Below are 13,640 nucleotides of genomic sequence, written 5' to 3'. Positions count from 1 at the left end.
GAACTACGTCGAGACAGTCGAGCCGTTGCTGCGGCGAGGTGCGACAGTCGAGCTGAATGGTGAGCGTTCAGTGGCGGAGCTTGCAGATGCGGTTCAGCGCCTCCTCTCGGCGCCCTGATGGCCAGCGGAGCGTTCATGTCCCGCACATCGATCGGGCGTCGGAGTCACGGCTGAGGGCTGCGGGCTCTGGGCGGTGTCCTGTGGCACGCAACCGGCCACGGTGAGCAGGGTCGCCCCGCCGAGGGCCAGCCCGGCACTCAGGAACGTCCGCCGGCTGGTCGAGCGCGCGGTCATCCGCCGGGTGTGGTGACCGCGTCGCCGCGGGTGGCGGCCAATGACGCCAGCAGGGCCAGCCCGTCGGCGGCGGGCGTGCCGGGGGCGGCGCTGTAGGCGATGAGGACCAGGCCGGGGTGCTGGACGAGTTCCATGACGTCGTACTCCAGGGCAAGGACGCCGACCTCGGGATGGCGCAGGCGCTTGAGACCCGTGCGGTGCAGGCGCACGTCGTGGGTGGCCCACAGGGTGCGGAAGGTCTCGGAGCGGGTGGACAGCTCACCGACGAGGTCGGACAGCGGCTTGTCGTAGGGGTTGTGGCCGGCGGCGCCGTGCAGCGCTGCGACGCAGTCGTGGGTGACCTGCGCCCAGTCGGGGTAGTAGTCGCGCGCCGAGGCGTCGAGGAAGGCGTACCGGGCGCTGTTGGGTGGGGTGCCGGTGTGCCGGGCGAAGCGGTAGACGGGGCTGAGCAGCTCACGCGCCATGGCGTTGCCGGCGACGACGTCCATCCGGGAGTCGCGCACGTAGGCTGGCACGGTGGTCATCGCGTCGAGGACACGCTGCATCGAGGCGTGCACCGCGGGGCGCGGTGCCGGGGTGCGGCGCCGCCGGGTGGACTGGTTGGCGGCGTGGGCAAGGTTGCGCAGGTGTAGCTGCTCGGCCTCGTCCAGCCGCAGCGCGGCCGCGATCGCGTCCAGGACGGCGTCGGAGGCGCCGGCCAGGTTCCCGCGCTCCAGGCGGGCGTAGTACTCCGAGGAGACGCCGGCCAGGACGGCGACCTCGTCGCGGCGCAGCCCGGCGACCCGGCGTCGTCCCGTGCCTGCGGGCAGGCCGACGTCGGTCGGGCTGAGCCGGGCACGGCGCGAGGAGAGGAAGTCACGCACCTCATCACGTTGGTCCATGCCCTCGACGGTACGAGCCCGAGGGCCCGGTAGCCACGTACTGCCAATACACCCACAAGCAGGACGTTCCTGCCCCAGTGGGCGGGTGGTGGAGTGGAAGCACACGAGGGCGCCGGCCAGTGCTGGTGCTCGCCTTAGCCGAGAGCTCACCGGAGGAACGGACCCATGCAGACAGTGACCTTGAACAACGGCGTCGAGATGCCGATCCTCGGCTTCGGCGTCTTCCAGGTGCCCGCGGAGGAGACCGAGCGCGTCGTGAGCGACGCGCTGGCCGCCGGTTACCGCCACCTGGACACCGCCGCCTCCTACGGCAACGAGGAGGCCGTGGGCCGCGCCATCAAGGCCAGCGGCATCGCGCGGGACGAGCTGTTCGTCACCACGAAGCTGTGGATCCACTCCGGCGGGGAGGAGGGCACCAAGCGCGCCTTCGACACCTCCCTGCGACTGCTCGGGCTGGACCACCTGGACCTGTACCTGATCCACCAGCCGCTGGGGGACTACTACAGCTCCTGGCGCGCCATGCAGGAACTGCACCGTCAGGGCGCCATCCGGGCGATCGGCGTCTCGAACTTCCACCCCGACCGGCTCGTGGACCTCATCGACCACAACGAGATCACCCCGGCCGTCAACCAGATCGAGACCCACCCCTACCACCAGCGCACGAGCGACCAGCAGGTCATGACCGAGCGCGGCGTGCAGATCGAGGCCTGGGGCCCGCTCGCCGAGGGCAAAAACGGCATCTTCAGCGACCCGGTCCTCACCGCGATCGGCGAGGCCCACGGCAAGTCGGTCGCCCAGGTCACGCTGCGCTGGCTGATCCAGCGCGGAGGGGTCGTCATCCCCAAGTCCTCCCGGCCGGAGCGGATGGCCGAGAACTTCGACGTCTTCGACTTCGAGCTCACCGATGAGGACATGGCCTCGATCGCCACCCTCGACACCGGCGTCAGCGTCGCCTTCGACCACCGCGACCCCGCGATGGTCAACTACCTCAACAACCGCCGAAACCGCTAAACGCTCACCGCTCCCGCGCCGAGGCGGCTCAGGATCCGCCCGGCGCCCGGCCCGCCTACCCGTCCCCACCAGGAGGAACGACGATGATCACGCGCACTCTCGGCACTAGCGGCCTGGAAGTCTCTGCCCTCGGGCTCGGCTGCATGGGCCTGAGCCATGGCTACGGCGCCGCCGTCGACCATCAGGACGGCATCGCACTCATCCGCGCCGCCGTCGACCAGGGCGTCACCTTCTTCGACACCGCCCAGGTCTACGGGCCCTTCACCAACGAAGAGCTCGTCGGCGAAGCCCTCGCCCCTGTCCGCGACCATGTCGTCATCGCCACCAAGTTCGGGTTCTCCTTCGACCGCACGACCTCCACGGGTCTCGACAGCCGGCCCGAGCACATCCGCGCCACCGTCGAGGACTCCCTGCGCCGCCTTGGTGTCGAGTCGATCGACCTGCTCTACCAGCACCGCGTCGACCCCCAGGTCCCCATCGAGGACGTCGCCGGTGCCGTCAAGGACCTCATCGCCGCGGGCAAGGTTAAGCACTTCGGGCTCTCCGAGGCCGGCGTCTCAACGATCCGCCGCGCCCATGCCGTCCAGCCCCTCACGGCACTGCAGAGCGAGTACTCCCTGTTCTGGCGCGAGCCGGAGGCCGAGATCCTGCCCACCCTCACCGAGCTGGGCATCGGGTTCGTCCCCTTCAGCCCGCTCGGCAAGGGCTTCCTCACCGGCGCGATCACCACCGCCACGACATTCGCCGAGGGCGACCTGCGCAACAGCCTGCCGCGCTTCACCGAGGACGCCCGCGCCGCCAACCAAGCACTCGTCGACGTCGTCAGGGACGTCGGCGCCCGACGCGACGCCACCGCGGGACAGGTCGCCCTCGCCTGGTTGCTCGCACAGCACCCGTCGATCGTTCCGATCCCCGGAACCACAAAGGTGCACCGCCTCGCCGAGAACAACGGCGCCGCCCAACTCGAGCTGACGGCCGAGGACCTCACCGAGCTCACCCAGGCCTCCGACCAGGCAGACATCCGGGGAGCCCGGTACCCCGAGCACATGCAGAGATGGATCGACCGCTGACCCCACCAGCTGCGGCCGACGCAGCACGTGCTGTCGCAGCACACCACCAAGCGGCACTCCGTGACGATCCGCTGGAACTAGCGGAACTAAACGTCCGTTCAAGGATCCGCTTGTGGTGAGGTGAGAACCTCTTCAGGGCAGGAGGTCCCAGTACTGCCTGCGGGCTGGCATCGCGTGAAGGACGAGTTCCTCGTTGCTCTGGAGACAAGGACGACCGTCTCGAGGAGGCGAGCGTGGGTGTCGAAGCCGAGTCGCAGTTCGCGGTGGGGGCAGTCCCGCTCTCCTCGAGTGGCTCCATCGGAGCGGCCAGTCGGCCGCTTGAACAGCGTTCTCTGCAAGCACGCCGTGCTTGAGAGCACTGTCATGGACCTTCACGCTCCGAAGCCGGCCAACGCCCTGCGGATAGCTTCGGACCGCGAGATGTGCTCGCGCTCGGCGATGGCGTCGACCGCAGCGAGCTCCTCGGCAGTGAGACGGACAGCGACGACCTGCATCGGCTCTGCACCCCGCCCCGGACGACCACGGCCGCGGCGCTTCAACTCCTGGGCGTCATACCCGGTCTCAGCCTCTTGAGCCCACTGCCGGATCTGCTCCTCGCTCACCATGACCAAAATCGTATAACGAAAAGGCGGTCACCGGAAGCACTTGCGCACCGAGAAGGAAAGGCAGCCGCTGGTGGTGTCGGGCTCCGCCCGGCGCCCGAGTCGACCACATTCGTGGCGCGGCCGGGCCGATCCCTTGGGGAGGTGCGCCATGAGCGCACTACTTGTCGGGTACGCCCGATGCTCCACCGATCAGCAGGACCTCACAGCGCAACGCGATGCCCTGCTCAGCTTCGGCGTCGAGGAAGAACGCATCTATGTCGATCACGGCCTGACCGGCACCAACCGAGAACGCCCCGGCCTGCGCGAGGCCCTGGCCGCGTGTCGGGCTGGGGACACGCTGGTGGTCACGAAGCTCGACCGCCTTGCCCGGTCCCTGCCCGATGCGCGGGCGATCGCGGACGAGTTGACCGCCCGGCAGATCAGCCTCTCGCTCGGCGGGTCCGTCTACGACCCGACCGACGCCGTTGGTCGTCTCCTGTTCAACGTGCTGGCCATGGTCGCGGAGTTCGAGTCCGACCTGATCCGACTGCGCACTGTCGAGGGCATGAAGGTCGCGAAGGCCAAGGGTCGGTTGAAGGGCAAGCAGCCCAAGCTCAGCCGTAAACAGGAAGCACATCTCGTGTCGCTCGTCCACAGCGGTGAGTACAGCACCCTCGAGGTCGCCGAACTCTTCGGCGTTGGTCGGTCCACCGTCTATCGCGCCATCCAACGCCAACGGCTGGCAGCCAAGGCCCAGCTCGCCGCCGCGTCGGCACGAGGCTGAACGCCCCACCTTGCCGGCGTCCCGCAACCGGCTCCGTCGCGGGACGCCGTCAAGCGGGTCTCCGTCGCAGCCACGGAGAGCCCCCCGAGGGTGGTTCCCATCCGGGACGCTCACAGCGGCTCGGCGCGCGGCCGTGCCGTGGTCAACGTGCGCTCGCGTACGCCTCGGTAAGCCATTCGACGATCTGATCGTCCACTTCCGTGGGCTCGTGAAGCTCAATGTGGTGCATCCACACCTTCGCTGAGGGATGAGCAACTTCCTTGAATCGTTCGGATCTCAGTTCACGCGGCAGCGCGATGGAGAGCACCGCTGGTACATCACTATTGACGTACTGCCCCGGTCGCCACACGTAGGCAAAGCCACGGCGGCGGCCGAAGGTGACCTGGCTCTTGGTCACCTTCACCGTCGCTTCGCCGATCGCGTGCACGGCCTCCTGGACCGCACGGCAGATCGCAAGACCCTCGGGGAAGCCGTGAAACTGATCCTCCGGGGAAGCAGCCGCATCGCGCATCGCCCGAGCGTAGATCCACAAGGCGCCACCGGCCACCAGCCCAGGCAGGACCAGGAGAGATCACCTGGACGGCACGCGGGTGGGCAAGCCGCGTCATGAGCGGCCGGCCGGTGACCTCACTCGCTCCGCGCTGACCGAGGCGGTTCGTGAAGACATGAGTAGCCGCGCAGCCGGCGCAGTCCGCTCAAGGACCCTTCGCCGGAAAGGTGCCGTCAAGCGCTGTGCTGAACCGTGCCCGGTAGTTGGAGGGCGTTGTTCCCAGGTGCCGGGCGAAGGCGCGGCGGAGCGTTTCGTCGCTGCCGAGGCCGCACAGCTGCGCAACACGCGTGAGGGTGTGGCCATCGAGGACGAGGGTGCGGGCGACGTCGACGCGGACCTGCTCGAGCCACCGCCCTGGTGATGTGCCGAGCTCGGTACGAAACATCCGGTGGAGGTGGCGTTGACTGACGCCGGCCATGGTCGCCATCGTGGCCACCGTGTGTTCCGCAGCGGGCTCGGCGAGCACCGCGTCCATGAGTGAGCGCAGTTGTGGCGCCCGGGCGGGCGGGGTTTGCAGGACACTGGAGAACTGTGTCTGGCCTCCGGGGCGCTGCATGAACATCACCAGCTCGCGTGCGGTCTCGCGAGCGGTGTCTACCCCGAGGTCGGCCTCCACGAGTGCGAGGGCGAGGTCGATTCCGGCACTGATGCCGGCGGAGGTGAGGTAGCGCCCGTCGCGGACGTGGATGACGTCGGGCTCTACCTGCACCCGCGGGTAGAGCCGCGCCAACACGTGGGCATGACGCCAGTGGGTGGTGGCGCGGCGCCCATCGAGGTAGCCGAGCTCGGCGAGCACAAAGGCGCCGGTGCACACCGACGTCACCCGCTGGGCGCCGTCGACGAGCCGTTCCACCGCAGCCAGGAGCGCGGCGTCGAACGGACCGCCTGCCAGGTGACCACCGCCGGCCACCAACACTGTGTTTACCGGGGCGATGTCGTCGGCCGCGATAGTTCCCGCCAGTGCCATCCCGGATGAGGCGACCACGGTGCCACCGGCCGGGGAAACGTACGTGATGTCGTAGTGCTCACCGGACGGGTCGGCGTGGTGGAACACCTCGGCCGGACCGCTGGCGTCCAACAGCGTCATCCCGTCGAACACCACAATCCCGACGCGGTGCTTCATGTCCGAAACCGAGGGGTATCGGGCTGGAATGACATGGCGTGACCGTAGCAGTAGGCGCCACGATGGTTGAAGACCCCGTTCCCCTTCGAAAGGCGGCCCCGATGACCGAGATGATCGCCGGTGTCCAGATCCCCGACAGCGCGATGGCCAAGGATGCGACGGCGCTGCTGCGCGACGTGGCAACCCAGCTCGTGTACGACCACTCCCGTCGCGTGTTCCTGTTCGCGTCACTGCGGGGGCAGCGCGACGGCCTCGAGTACGACCCCGAGCTGCTGTACATCGGCACGATGTTCCACGACCTGGGCCTCACCGAGCGCTACCGCCGCACCGACCAGCGGTTCGAGATCGACGCCGCCGACGAGGCCCGCCGCTTCCTCGGAAGCTACGGCATCGACGGCGAGGCGGCCGATCGGGTGTGGAACGCCATCGCCCTGCACACCACGCCCGAGATCCCGCTGCACATGGCCCCCGAGGTCGCCCTCGTGACCCGAGGCGTAGAGCTGGACGTCTTAGGAATGGGCTACGACACGATCACCGATGAGCAGCGAGCGGCCGTCGTCGCGGCCCACCCGCGCACAGGCTTCAAGAAGCAGATCATCGCTTCCTTCGCCGAGGGCCTCAAGGACCGCCCGCACACCACCTTCGGCAACGTGAAGGCCGACGTCCTGGCCCACACCCAGCCCGGGTTCGAGCGGATGAACTTCGTGGAGATCATCCAGAACTCCGCCTGGCCAGAGTGACATCATCCTGCCGGTAGGGCCGGAGTGCGAAACCTCCCGGGTTAGCGAATAGAGCAACCCACGGGGAGACGGCCCACAGCCCGATTCTGGTCCCACATCCCCGTACGCGCCGCACTGACGCATATCGTTCGCCCCCTACCGTGCATGTCTCGGTGAACAAGTCGGCTCTCGATGAGGAGAGCGTCAGCCGTGGCGGCGGCGGAGCTCCTCGAGGAGCGTGGCGACGTCGGCGCTGGCGTCCAGCGCCTCCCCCACGTGCTCGCGGCTGCCGCGCGCCGGCTCGGCCAGGGGAAGACGGACGAGGTGCTCCTCGCCGGGCACGTCGAGGACCACCGACTCCCACCCGGCCGCCGCAACCCCGGCGCCGTAGCGGCGGATCGTCTCGCCGCGGAACCACGCGCGCGTGTCCACCGGGGCGGCGTGGACCGCCTCGGTCACCTCCTCCGGGCTGACGATGAGCTCGACGGCACCGGACGCGGCAAGGCGCTGGTAGATGCTGCGCTCGGGGCGCACGTCGGACCACTGGAGGTCGAGCGCAGCCAGGCGGGGGTCGTCCCAGCCGATGCCGTCGCGCCGGCGCATGCCCTCGAGCAGCCGGAGCTTCGCGACCCACTCCACCTCGGCGGCGCAGGACATCGGGTCCTCCCCCAGGCGGGTGAGCAACGAGTCCCAGCGGTCGAGCACGGCGCGCGTCTCGGCGTCGACGTCGTCGCCGAGAGCGTCGCGGATGACGTCGAGGTAGACCCGCTGGATCTCCAGCGCCGTCATCTGCCGCCCGTCGGCGAGCGTGAGCCGGTGGGTGAGGGTCGTGTCGTGGCTGACCAGCCGCGTCTCCGCCACGGCATCGTCCAGCGCCATCGCGTCCAGGGAAAGCGGCACGGCGTCCTGCTCGAGCAGCCACAGCACCAACGAAGTGGTGGCGAGCTTGAGCCAGGTCCCCACCTCGAGGAGGTTGGCGTCCCCGACGATGACGTGCAGGCGCCGGTAGCGCGACGCGTCGGCGTGCGGCTCGTCGCGGGTGTTGATGATCGGCCGGTTGAAGGTCGTCTCCAGGCCGACGTCGTTCTCGATGTAGTCGGCCCGCTGGGAGAGCTGGAAACCCGGCACCTCCGAGCGCTGCCCCAGACCCACCCGGCCCGCGCCCGTGAACACCTGGCGGGTGACGAGGAAGGGCGTGAGGTAGCGGACGACGTCCCCGAAGGGCACCGCCCGGTCCATGAGGTAGTTCTCGTGGGTCCCGTAGGACTGGCCCTTGCCGTCGACGTTGTTCTTGTACAGCGCGACGTCGGGCATCGCGGGCTCGGCGGCCAGCGCGGCGGCGGCGCGGCGCATGACCTCCTCCCCCGCCCGGTCCCACCGCACCGCGTCGCGCGGGCCGGTGACCTCGGGGCTGGAGTACTCCGGGTGGGCGTGGTCGACGTACAGCCGCGCACCGTTGGTCAGCACGAGCGACGTCGCCGCGGAAGCCGGCTCGTCCACGCCCGGGCGACGGCGGTGGAAGCGTCCCAGCGCCGCGGCCCGCTCGGCCGGGGAGTCGGTGAGCTGGTCGGGGTGCGCCGCAGCGCGGTCGAGACGGAAGCCGCGGGCGTCGGCCAGCGGGTCCTCCCCCTCGTAGTCCCACCGCGCCGTCGCGCCCTCGCCCACCGTCTGCGCGTACGCGACGACGACGGCGGCCGACAGGGCCATCGGGTTGGCCATCGGCTGCCCGGGCTGCAGGACCCCGTACTCGGTCTCGATGCCCATCATCCGGTGCACGGTCATCGGCCCGCTCCGCTCACAGGTAGTCGCGGGTCTCCACGACCCGCGTGGGCTCGGCGCCGTCGGTCATGCCCGACCCACCGAGGGTGCGCATGAAGACGATCCGCTCGCCCTTCTTGCCGGCCACCCGAGCCCAGTCGTCAGGGTTCGTCGTCGAGGGCAGGTCCTCGTTCTCGCGCATCTCCGCGGCGTAGCCCGCGAGGAGGTGCGCGGTGCGCAGACCGCGCTCGCCGGTGGCGATGAGATCCTTGATGGCCGCCTTCTTCGCGCGGTCGACGATGTTGGCCATCATCGCGCCGGAGGCGAAGTCCTTGAAGTACAGGACCTCCTTGTCCCCGCTCGCGTAGGTGACCTCGAGGAAGCGGTTGTCGTGCGTGGTCGAGTACAGCCGCTCGACGACGGCCTCGCCCATCGCGGCGACCGCGGCGGCGGCGTCACCGTGACGCTCGATCTCCTCGGGGTGGATGGGGAGGTCGTGGGTGAGGTACTTGGCGAGGATCTGGCGTGCGCCGTCGGCGTCGGGACGCTCGATCTTGATCTTCACGTCGAGGCGGCCGGGGCGCAGGATCGCGGGGTCGATCATGTCCTCGCGGTTGGAGGCGCCGATGATGACGACGTTCTCGAGCTTCTCCACACCGTCGATCTCGCTGAGCAGCTGCGGCACGACAGTCGTCTCGACGTCGCTGGACACACCGGTGCCGCGGGTGCGGAACAGGGAGTCCATCTCGTCGAAGAAGACGACGACGGGCAGCCCCAGGGCGGCCTTCTCCCGGGCCCGGGCGAAGATGACGCGGATCTGCCGCTCGGTCTCCCCGACGTACTTGTTGAGGAGCTCGGGGCCCTTGACGTTGATGAAGTAGCTGCCGGGACGGTGCCCGTCGGCCTGGCCGGCGGCGTCCGCGAGGGAGGTGGCCACCGCCTTGGCGATGAGGGTCTTGCCGCACCCGGGCGGGCCGTACAGCAGGACGCCCTTGGGCGGCTTGAGGCCGTGCTCGCGGTAGAGCTCGGGGTGGAGGAAGGGCAGCTCGACGGCGTCGCGGATCTGCTCGATCTGCGTTCCGAGGCCGCCGATGTCGCCGTAGTCGACGTCCGGCGTCTCCTCCAGGAGGAGGTCCTCGACCTCTGAGCGCTCGACGTGCTCGAGCGCGAATCCGCTGCGCAGGTCCGCGAGGACGGTGTCTCCCACCCGCACGCCCGCGGCGGCCAGCGGCGCCGAGAGGCGCAGGACGCGCTCGTCGTCGGAGCGGGCGACGACGAGGACGCGGGTGTCGTCGACCACCTCCTTGACAGCGACGAGCTCACCGGTGTCCTCGAAGCCGCCCGCCTGGACGGCGACGAGCGACTCGTTGAGGCGCACGTGCTGGCCCGGGCGCAGCGCGCCCAGCGGCAGGGAGGGCGCGGCGGCCACGCGCAGGCGGCGTCCGGAGGACAGCACCTCGAGCTCGCGCTCGGTGACGTGGACCGACAGGACGGTGGCGATGCTGGCCGGCGGGCGGGAGAGGGCGTCGAGCTGCTCCTGCATGGTGGCGAGCTGGTCGCGGGCGTCCTGGAGCGCCGTGGCGAGCCGCTCGTTCTTCGTCGCGAGGCTGATCGCCTGCTGCTCCAGCTCGCGCACGCGGTTCACGCGGAAGTCGTCCATCCCAGCCTCGGCCATGTCGGCCCCTTCCCTGCTCGGTACGGCCCCCACGGTAGGTCACCCACCGTGGGTGCCGCAGGCGGGGGTCAGAGGGTGGGCGGCTCGGCCTCGTCCTGGACGGTCTCCTCGGGCTGGGCACTGGCGCCGGGCTGCGCGGTGGCACGCAGCTGCTCGGCGCGGTCCTGGTCGCGGCGCACGCGGCGCAGCTTCTTGTCCGAGACGGTCCGCTCGCCCAGGTCCTCCGCCCAGTCCTCCTCCACCGGGTGGGACCCCTTGGCGGGGCGGCGCTTGCGCAGCGGGGGCGTGACGCCCGGGGCCATCCGCCGGGTCGTGACGAGGAAGCCGGTGTGGCCGATCATCCGGTGGTCCGGGCGCACGGCCAGACCCTCGAGGTGCCAGCCGCGCAGGAGCGTCTCCCACGCGCGCGGCTCGGTAAACTGCTCGGTGGCCTTGGCGTCCTCGACGAAGCGCGAGAGCTGGGTGGTGGTGGCGACGTAGGCGATGAGGACGCCGCCCGGTGCGAGGGCGTCGGCCGCGACGGCGAGGTTCTCCCACGGAGCGAGCATGTCGAGGACGATGCGGTCCACCGACCCGGGCTCGACGGCGGTGGGCAGGACGTCGGCGAGGTCACCGATGACGACCTCCCACGCGGGGTGGTCCTCCCCGAACCAGGCTCGCGCGTTGGACTGGGCGATGTCGGCGAAGTCGGCCCGCCGCTCGATGGACAGCAGCCGCCCCTGCGGGCCCACGGCCTGGAGCAGCGACATGCTCAACGCACCGGAGCCGACGCCCGCCTCGACCACCCGCGCGCCGGGGAAGATGTCGGCCATCGCGACGATCTGCGACGCGTCCTTCGGGTAGATGACGGCGGCGCCGCGCGGCATCGACAGGACGTGGTCGGCCAGCAGCGGGCGCAGCACGAGGTACTCGACCCCGCCGGTGGTGGCGACGACGACGCCCTCGTCCCCGCCGATGATCGCGTCGTGGCGCAGGTAGCCGCGGTGCGTCTGGAAGGTGGCCTGCGGGTCGAGGGTGATCGTGTGCAGGCGGCCCTTCGGGTCGGTCAGCTGCACCCGCTCCCCGATCATCAGGGGTCCGCGACGGCGTGCGGGGCCGAGCGGGCGGTCGGGGGCGGGTTCGGAAGTCACGGTCGACGAGTCTACGGGCCGTGACCGCCGGGCCTTCCGGGCCGTCAGGCGGTCTGCTGCTCGGGGAAGCGGAGCCGGCTGCGCTCGCGCGCCTTGGCGGCCTCGACCTCCCGGTCCTTGGGCGGGGCGTAGGTGACGAGCGAGTCGAGGAGCTCGCGGGTGGCGGCGGCGACGTGCTCAACCGCGTGCTCGAAGGCCTCGGCGTTGGCCTGCGAGGGCTTGGTCATGCCGGCGACCTTGCGCACGTACTGCAGGGCGGCGGCGTGGACCTCGTCGTCCGTGGCGGGCGGCGCGTAGTTGTGCAGGGGGTGGATGTTGCGGCACATGTCTCCAGGGTCGCACCGCGCGGGGCCACCGGGAAGACCTCAGGCGCCTCCTCTCCCGGCGGGGCCGCCGTCCTCGTCCAGGCGCCGCACGAGGCGTGGCCCGGCGACCTGCCGGTAGGAGCCGTCGAGGAGCTCGGCAACCTCCTGCCAGTCGGCCTCCTCCGGCGCGGCGGCAGCGAGGTCGATGCCCACCCAGCCGAAGGGCCCGTAGTAGGCGGGCACGAAGGCGCGCGGGTCCTCCTGGAGGACGGCCAGCTCCTCCTCCCCGTCCGGGAGCACGATGAGCCCGTGCTCGTACTGACGGCGGGTGCCGGCCGGACCCTTCGTGCCCCCGCCGTAGATCGCGAACATCTTGCGCGCGCGGAAGGTGGGCCGCCCGAAGGTCTCGACCTCCGTGGCGGAGGGGAAGCCGAGCGCGAGGGGACGCAGCCGGGCGAGGTAGGGATCGTCGTCGTCGTACATCCGTTGGTGCGGCACTGTCACCACCTCCTCATGACGGGAGGGTAGGACCGGGCACCGACATCGCGGGCCGGTTCACCGCGGGGCGCGGCGCAGGGCCTCCTCGAGGCGGTCGACGGTGAGGACGCCGACGATCCCGGCCGGTCCGTCGGCGAGGACGACGACGGGGCTCGTGCGGGCGGCCCGGGCGGCGGCGCCCACGCCGTCGGCCCCCAGGAGCTCGGTGACGACGCTTGCGGCGGGGAGCACGGAGGCGACCGCGGACAGCGGCGTGGTGGGACGGGCGTGCGGCGGGACCTGCGCGAGGACCGAGGGGTCGACGAGCCCGCTGACCCGGCCGCCGTCGTCGAGCAGGACAATGCGCCGCTGCCCCACGGCATCGGCGGCCGCGACGGGCGCGGAGGCGGGCAGCGCGACGGCGGGCTCGGCGATGAGACGCAGGTCGATGTGCGCGGCGTTGCGGCGGGCGCGGGCGAGGTTGACGGCCTGGCTGGAAGCGGTCCACAGGTAGCCGGCGAGCAGCACCACCCACAGGACGGTGAAGATCGTCGGGCGCAGACCCACCATGAGGGGGCGTCCCAGCCCGGCGACGACGATGAGGACGGCGACGACGCGCCCGCCCCAGCCGGCGACGCTCGTCCCGGTGAGCCGGTCCCCCGTCACCTTCCAGACGATCGCCTCGAGGATGCGGCCGCCGTCGAGCGGGTAGCCGGGCAGGAGGTTGAAGATCGCGACGACGGCGTTGCTCAGCGCGGCGATCTGCCACACGACCGACGCGAGCGGGGAGTCGACCTGGAGGACGGCGATCCACGAGAGGCCCGCGAGGACCGCGTTGGCGAGGGGGCCGACGACCGAGACGAGCGCGGAGGCGCCGGGACTACGCATGTCGGAGGTGAACTGGGTGTGCCCGCCCCACAGCGTGAGGACGTACTCGCGCGGCGGGGAGCCGACGGCGTGGCCGGCCATGCCGTGGGCGAGCTCGTGGGCGAGCACGCCGAGCAGGAGCATGAGCGGGACGCTCCCGGCGGCCAGGACGGTGGCGGCGGTCCCGGCGCCCGGGACGACGCGGGTGATCGTCGGCGCGACGAGCGTGCCGAGGACGATCGCCATGATGAACCAGGACGGGGCGAAGACGACCGGGACACGGCGGACGTGCCCGATCACCCAGCCCGAGGACGTGCGCTCACCCAGCCGTGCCATCGCTGCAGCCTATGTCGCCTCGCGACCTTGCCCACAGCGTGGGCGGGGCTTCCCGGCCGTGTCGGACCCCCGACAT

14 protein-coding genes are annotated in these 13,640 nt (G+C 70.8%); 4 read left to right on the top strand and 10 right to left on the bottom strand.

The features are described from left to right. Positions 1-290: 290 nt before the first annotated feature. A complete protein-coding gene (locus M3148_RS14115) occupies positions 291-1,175 on the bottom strand; it encodes a helix-turn-helix domain-containing protein (RefSeq protein ID WP_251305341.1) in 885 nt (294 codons plus the stop codon). Positions 1,176-1,340: 165 nt separating this feature from the next. Here M3148_RS14115 and M3148_RS14110 point away from each other — a divergent pair, with 165 nt between their 5' ends. Further along, on the top strand, positions 1,341-2,186 hold the full coding sequence (locus M3148_RS14110; RefSeq protein ID WP_251305340.1) for an aldo/keto reductase: 846 nt from the start codon (positions 1,341-1,343) through the stop codon (positions 2,184-2,186). Between the two features lie 83 nt (positions 2,187-2,269). Continuing rightward, complete coding sequence (locus M3148_RS14105) at positions 2,270-3,256, top strand: aldo/keto reductase (protein WP_251305339.1); 987 nt, start codon at positions 2,270-2,272, stop codon at positions 3,254-3,256. Between the two features lie 371 nt (positions 3,257-3,627). Here M3148_RS14105 and M3148_RS14095 read toward each other — a convergent pair whose 3' ends face one another. Next, a complete protein-coding gene (locus tag M3148_RS14095; RefSeq protein ID WP_251305338.1) occupies positions 3,628-3,861 on the bottom strand; it encodes a ribbon-helix-helix protein, CopG family in 234 nt (77 codons plus the stop codon). Positions 3,862-4,009: 148 nt separating this feature from the next. Here M3148_RS14095 and M3148_RS14090 point away from each other — a divergent pair, with 148 nt between their 5' ends. Further along, positions 4,010-4,624 carry a recombinase family protein gene (locus tag M3148_RS14090; RefSeq protein ID WP_251305337.1) on the top strand — a complete coding sequence of 205 codons (615 nt, stop codon included), beginning with the start codon at positions 4,010-4,012 and terminating at the stop codon, positions 4,622-4,624. A gap of 142 nt (positions 4,625-4,766) precedes the next feature. Here the strand turns inward: M3148_RS14090 and M3148_RS14085 are convergent, their stop codons facing one another. Together M3148_RS14085 and M3148_RS14080 are read right to left on the bottom strand one after the other, a co-directional pair. Further along, positions 4,767-5,135 (bottom strand): DUF5655 domain-containing protein, encoded by a 369-nt coding sequence (locus M3148_RS14085; RefSeq protein ID WP_251305336.1) that lies wholly within the window; start codon positions 5,133-5,135, stop codon positions 4,767-4,769. Positions 5,136-5,319: 184 nt separating this feature from the next. Further along, positions 5,320-6,297 carry a GlxA family transcriptional regulator gene (locus M3148_RS14080; RefSeq protein WP_251305335.1) on the bottom strand — a complete coding sequence of 326 codons (978 nt, stop codon included), beginning with the start codon at positions 6,295-6,297 and terminating at the stop codon, positions 5,320-5,322. Between the two features lie 101 nt (positions 6,298-6,398). Here M3148_RS14080 and M3148_RS14075 point away from each other — a divergent pair, with 101 nt between their 5' ends. Then, entirely contained in the window at positions 6,399-7,037 is a 639-nt protein-coding gene (locus tag M3148_RS14075; protein WP_251305334.1) for an HD domain-containing protein, read from the top strand. Between the two features lie 183 nt (positions 7,038-7,220). Here M3148_RS14075 and dop read toward each other — a convergent pair whose 3' ends face one another. The 6 genes from dop to M3148_RS14045 form a co-directional block, all read right to left on the bottom strand. Further along, positions 7,221-8,798 (bottom strand): depupylase/deamidase Dop, encoded by a 1,578-nt coding sequence (gene dop, locus M3148_RS14070; RefSeq protein ID WP_285884736.1) that lies wholly within the window; start codon positions 8,796-8,798, stop codon positions 7,221-7,223. 13 nt (positions 8,799-8,811) lie between these two features. Next, positions 8,812-10,449, bottom strand: a complete 1,638-nt coding sequence (gene arc / locus M3148_RS14065; protein WP_251305333.1) for a proteasome ATPase — start codon at positions 10,447-10,449, stop codon at positions 8,812-8,814. 68 nt (positions 10,450-10,517) lie between these two features. After that, positions 10,518-11,519, bottom strand: a complete 1,002-nt coding sequence (locus M3148_RS14060) for a tRNA (adenine-N1)-methyltransferase (RefSeq protein WP_251305347.1) — start codon at positions 11,517-11,519, stop codon at positions 10,518-10,520. A 104-nt stretch (positions 11,520-11,623) separates the two neighbouring features. Then, positions 11,624-11,905: a DUF2277 domain-containing protein gene (locus M3148_RS14055; RefSeq protein ID WP_251305332.1), complete on the bottom strand. Its 282-nt coding sequence runs from the start codon at positions 11,903-11,905 to the stop codon at positions 11,624-11,626. Between the two features lie 39 nt (positions 11,906-11,944). Further along, entirely contained in the window at positions 11,945-12,388 is a 444-nt protein-coding gene (locus M3148_RS14050) for an MmcQ/YjbR family DNA-binding protein (protein WP_251305331.1), read from the bottom strand. Positions 12,389-12,439: 51 nt separating this feature from the next. Beyond that, on the bottom strand, positions 12,440-13,564 hold the full coding sequence (locus M3148_RS14045) for a site-2 protease family protein (RefSeq protein ID WP_251305330.1): 1,125 nt from the start codon (positions 13,562-13,564) through the stop codon (positions 12,440-12,442). Positions 13,565-13,640: the final 76 nt, after the last annotated feature.

It is taken from the genome of Georgenia satyanarayanai (assembly GCF_023715365.1).
In the GTDB taxonomy this organism is placed as follows: Bacteria; Actinomycetota; Actinomycetes; order Actinomycetales; family Actinomycetaceae; genus Oceanitalea; species Oceanitalea satyanarayanai_B.
This window is presented reverse-complemented; position numbering and strand designations above follow the sequence as displayed.